The sequence below is a fragment of the Maritimimonas sp. 2205BS37-2 genome, from assembly GCF_056591755.1.
This window is the reverse complement of record NZ_JBWQOI010000005.1, coordinates 1-5,579: the sequence shown is the minus strand read 5'-3', so window position 1 is coordinate 5,579 and position 5,579 is coordinate 1. Positions and strand designations below refer to the sequence as shown.

2 tRNA genes and 3 rRNA genes are annotated in these 5,579 nt (G+C 45.8%); all 5 read right to left on the bottom strand.

Annotated elements, in window-relative coordinates:
* Positions 1-59 precede the first annotated feature (59 nt).
* Positions 60-168, bottom strand: a 5S ribosomal RNA gene (gene rrf / locus AC1EUU_RS15400).
* A 119-nt stretch (positions 169-287) separates the two neighbouring features.
* A 23S ribosomal RNA gene (locus tag AC1EUU_RS15395) occupies positions 288-3,155 on the bottom strand.
* Between the two features lie 168 nt (positions 3,156-3,323).
* Positions 3,324-3,397 (bottom strand) — tRNA-Ala (locus tag AC1EUU_RS15390).
* Positions 3,398-3,491: 94 nt separating this feature from the next.
* Positions 3,492-3,565, bottom strand: a tRNA-Ile gene (locus AC1EUU_RS15385).
* A gap of 115 nt (positions 3,566-3,680) precedes the next feature.
* Positions 3,681-5,202, bottom strand: a 16S ribosomal RNA gene (locus tag AC1EUU_RS15380).
* The 16S, 23S and 5S rRNA genes sit together here with 2 tRNA genes alongside, the layout of an rRNA operon.
* Positions 5,203-5,579: the final 377 nt, after the last annotated feature.

Below are 5,579 nucleotides of genomic sequence, written 5' to 3'. Positions count from 1 at the left end.
TATCAAAATTTGATCATAAAAAAACCCTCACATTAGTATGTGAGGGTTTTCTTTTAAAAGAAAGGCAATGACCTACTCTTCCACCAGTGGCAGTACCATCGGCGCTGATAGGCTTAACTTCTCTGTTCGGAATGGGAAGAGGTGAGCCCTATCGCTATAATCACCTTAAAATGTTTCAGTATATTTCAACTGTATATGTTGACATATTAAAATAATGATATGTAATTAATTGAGTTACTATAATAAAAAAGAGTTGTCCTCTCCGCTCTTAAAGAGCGGAGAGATACGTACATAAGCCTATGGGTTATTAGTACTACTTGGCTATGACATTACTGCCTTTACACCTATAGCCTATCAACGTGGTAGTCTTCCACGACCCTTTAAAGAAATCTCATCTTGTGGTGGGTTTCGCGCTTATATGCTTTCAGCGCTTATCCCTTCCCGACGTAGCTACTCAGCAGTGCCCCTGGCGAGACAACTGATACACTAGAGGTCAGTCCAATTCGGTCCTCTCGTACTAGAATCAGATCCACGCAAATTTCTAACGCCCGCTACAGATAGAGACCGAACTGTCTCACGACGTTCTGAACCCAGCTCGCGTGCCACTTTAATGGGCGAACAGCCCAACCCTTGGGACCTTCTCCAGCCCCAGGATGTGACGAGCCGACATCGAGGTGCCAAACCCCCCCGTCGATGTGAGCTCTTGGGGGAGATCAGCCTGTTATCCCCGGAGTACCTTTTATCCTTTGAGCGATGGCCCTTCCATACGGAACCACCGGATCACTATGCTCTTGTTTCCAACCTGATCGACCTGTATGTCTCTCAGTCAAGCACCCTTATGCCATTGCACTCTACGCACGGTTACCAAGCGTGCTGAGGGTACCTTTAGAAGCCTCCGTTACTCTTTTGGAGGCGACCACCCCAGTCAAACTACCCACCAAGCACTGTCCTCATCTCTGAGTTAGGCTTCAGATAAGCAAAGGGTGGTATTTCAACAATGACTCCACAACGCCTGGCGACGCCGCTTCAAAGTCTCCCACCTATCCTACACATTACTTATCCAAAGTCAATACTAAGCTATAGTAAAGGTTCACGGGGTCTTTTCGTCCCGTAGCGGGTAATCGGCATCTTCACCGATACTACAATTTCACCGAGCTCATGGCCGAGACAGTATCCAGATCGTTACACCATTCGTGCAGGTCGGAACTTACCCGACAAGGAATTTCGCTACCTTAGGACCGTTATAGTTACGGCCGCCGTTTACTGGGGCTTCATTTCATTGCTTCGCCGAAGCTAACAACTCCACTTAACCTTCCAGCACCGGGCAGGTGTCAGGCCATATACATCATCTTTCAATTTAGCATAGCCCTGTGTTTTTGATAAACAGTCGCCTGGATCATTTCTCTGCGGCCCACCAAAGGTGGGCGACTCTTCTCCCGAAGTTACGAGTCTATTTTGCCTAGTTCCTTAGCCATGAATCTCTCGAGCACCTTAGAATTCTCATCCCAACTACCTGTGTCGGTTTACGGTACGGGTACTTTATATCTGAAGCTTAGAGGGTTTTCTTGGAAGTTCTTAACCGCACTATCCACGCCACCGAAGCTTTGTGGTACTATCCTGCTTTAGCTAGTCTGGCGGATTTACCTACCAATCTAATACCTACACAGTTCAACGTGCTATTCCGTCAGCACGCGGCGGGTTCATTACTCCGTCACCCCATCGCAATATAAAGTAGTACTGGAATATTAACCAGTTGTCCATCGACTACCCCTTTCGGGTTCGCCTTAGGTCCCGACTAACCCTCAGCTGATTAGCATCGCTGAGGAAACCTTAGTCTTTCGGTGTGTGGGTTTCTCACCCACATTATCGTTACTTATGCCTACATTTTCTTTTGTAAACGCTCCAGCAAACCTCGCAGTTCACCTTCAACGCAGATTACAATGCTCCCCTACCACTTTAAAAGTCCATAGCTTCGGTAGTATACTTATGCCCGATTATTATCCATGCTCGACCGCTCGACTAGTGAGCTGTTACGCACTCTTTAAATGAATGGCTGCTTCCAAGCCAACATCCTAGCTGTCTAGGCAGTCAAACCTCGTTTATTCAACTTAGTATACATTTGGGGACCTTAGCTGATGGTCTGGGTTCTTTCCCTCTCGGACATGGACCTTAGCACCCATGCCCTCACTGCTGTGTATATTATATAGCATTCGGAGTTTGTCAGGAATTGGTAGGCGGTGAAGCCCCCGCATCCAATCAGTAGCTCTACCTCTATATAACTCAACCACAACGCTGCACCTAAATGCATTTCGGGGAGTACGAGCTATTTCCGAGTTTGATTGGCCTTTCACCCCTACCCACAGGTCATCCAAAGACTTTTCAACGTCAACTGGTTCGGTCCTCCACAGTGTGTTACCACTGCTTCAACCTGCCCATGGGTAGATCACTCGGTTTCGCGTCTACTACTACTAACTATACGCCCTATTCAGACTCGCTTTCGCTTCGGCTCCATGTCTTAAACATTTAACCTTGCTAGTAACAGTAACTCGTAGGCTCATTATGCAAAAGGCACGCCGTCACCGGTAAACCGGCTCCGACCGCTTGTAGGCGTACGGTTTCAGGATCTCTTTCACTCCCTTACTTAGGGTTCTTTTCACCTTTCCCTCACGGTACTAGTTCACTATCGGTCTCTCAGGAGTATTTAGCCTTATGGGATGGTCCCCACAGATTCATACAGGGTTTCACGTGCCCCGCACTACTCAGGATACTACTATCGATAACGTCGCTTACCTATACGGGACTATCACCCTCTATGGTCTGTCTTTCCAAACAGTTCTAGTTCACTAAGCATCGAATATCGTAGTCCTACAACCCCACACTTGCCGTAACAAATATGGTTTGGGCTAATCCGCGTTCGCTCGCCACTACTAACGGAATCACTATTGTTTTCTCTTCCTCCGGGTACTTAGATGTTTCAGTTCTCCGGGTTTGCTTCTCTTACGAGATGACTGGCCTTCAACCAGCCGGGTTGCCCCATTCGGATATCTACGGATCAAAAATTATGTGCATCTCCCCGTAGCTTTTCGCAGCTTATCACGTCCTTCATCGCCTCTGAGAGCCTAGGCATCCGCCATACGCCCTTATTTAGCTTATTGTACTTTTTGCTTTAGGATCACTCCTAAAACGAGCTCTTTTATATTTATATTTCTATCTATTATTATAGCTAATAAAAAACTTAAAATGTTCTTTATCGTTATTTACGATATCACTATTTCAATATGTCAATGAACTTTATTAAAAACCTTATCTCAAGGTCTTATCTGTGGAGAATACCGGAGTCGAACCGGTGACCTCCTGCGTGCAAGGCAGGCGCTCTAGCCAGCTGAGCTAATTCCCCCCATATACTAGTAGTTAGTACATAGTAGTTAGTAGTTAGACCCTAACCACTGCTCAACTTCTAGAATTTCCTTAAACTTAAAATCAAAAAAAAGTAGTCTTGGGCAGGCTCGAACTGCCGACCTCTACATTATCAGTGTAGCGCTCTAACCAGCTGAGCTACAAGACTATTTAAGATCTTAGTCTTTCATTTTTAAAAAAGATTAACAGCAAATAAAACAAGAAACCAAACTCCTTAAGAGTAACTCACCATCCTTTTTTAATACCATAAATGGTATCTCTAGAAAGGAGGTGTTCCAGCCGCACCTTCCGGTACGGCTACCTTGTTACGACTTAGCCCCAGTTACTAGTTTTACCCTAGGCAGCTCCTTGCGGTCACCGACTTCAGGTACTCCCAGCTTCCATGGCTTGACGGGCGGTGTGTACAAGGCCCGGGAACGTATTCACCGGATCATGGCTGATATCCGATTACTAGCGATTCCAGCTTCACGGAGTCGAGTTGCAGACTCCGATCCGAACTGAGATCGGTTTTAAGGATTCGCTCCTACTCGCGTAGTGGCTGCCCTCTGTACCGACCATTGTAGCACGTGTGTAGCCCAGGACGTAAGGGCCGTGATGATTTGACGTCATCCCCACCTTCCTCTCGGTTTGCACCGGCAGTCTCGCTAGAGTCCTCAGCTTAACCTGTTAGCAACTAACGATAGGGGTTGCGCTCGTTATAGGACTTAACCTGACACCTCACGGCACGAGCTGACGACAACCATGCAGCACCTTGTAAGTAGTCCGAAGAAATAGCTATCTCTAACTAATGCAACTTACATTTAAGCCCTGGTAAGGTTCCTCGCGTATCATCGAATTAAACCACATGCTCCACCGCTTGTGCGGGCCCCCGTCAATTCCTTTGAGTTTCATTCTTGCGAACGTACTCCCCAGGTGGGTCACTTATCACTTTCGCTTAGTCACTGAGATAAATCCCAACAACTAGTGACCATCGTTTACGGCGTGGACTACCAGGGTATCTAATCCTGTTCGCTCCCCACGCTTTCGTCCATCAGCGTCAGTATATACTTAGTAAGCTGCCTTCGCAATCGGTATTCTGTGTAATATCTATGCATTTCACCGCTACACTACACATTCTACTTACTTCAATATAACTCAAGACAACCAGTATCAAAGGCAGTTCCACAGTTAAGCTGTGGGATTTCACCTCTGACTTAATCGCCCGCCTACGGACCCTTTAAACCCAATGATTCCGGATAACGCTTGCACCCTCCGTATTACCGCGGCTGCTGGCACGGAGTTAGCCGGTGCTTATTCATACAGTACCGTCAGCCTCTCACACGTGAAAGGGTTTCTTCCTGTATAAAAGCAGTTTACAACCCATAGGGCAGTCTTCCTGCACGCGGCATGGCTGGATCAGGCTTGCGCCCATTGTCCAATATTCCTCACTGCTGCCTCCCGTAGGAGTCTGGTCCGTGTCTCAGTACCAGTGTGGGGGATCTCCCTCTCAGGACCCCTACCTATCGTTGCCATGGTAAGCCGTTACCTTACCATCTAGCTAATAGGACGCATACTCATCTTATACCGCCGAAACTTTAATCATAATACCATGCGATATCACAATACTATGGAGTATTAATCTTCATTTCTAAAGGCTATCCTCCTGTATAAGGCAAATTGTATACGCGTTACGCACCCGTGCGCCGGTCGTCAGCGGATTGCAAGCAATCCCTGTTACCCCTCGACTTGCATGTGTTAAGCCTGCCGCTAGCGTTCATCCTGAGCCAGGATCAAACTCTCCATCGTATAAATCTTAAATATTTTCCAGATGATGAGCTTCTCTAAAAGAATTTAACAAGTTTATATTATATACACATTAAATATATATACAACATAATAAGCTCGTGCTTCTTGCTCTATTTTACGCTGTCAATCTTTCAATTTTTTCAATGAACCGAACCCCTAAAGGCCCCTTCTATTAAAATACCAAATAATCCTAAAAATTATCAAGTATCAATCGTGAGAATGCTAGAATCGAACTAACTAGTTTTACACTAAAACTATTCCAAAATCCCCTATAAAATGAACTAAACTAAAAACCCTCTCTTTCTTAGCGGCTGCAAATATACAACCATTTTTTAAACCACAAACTTTTTACCAAAAAAAAATTGAGTTTTTTAATT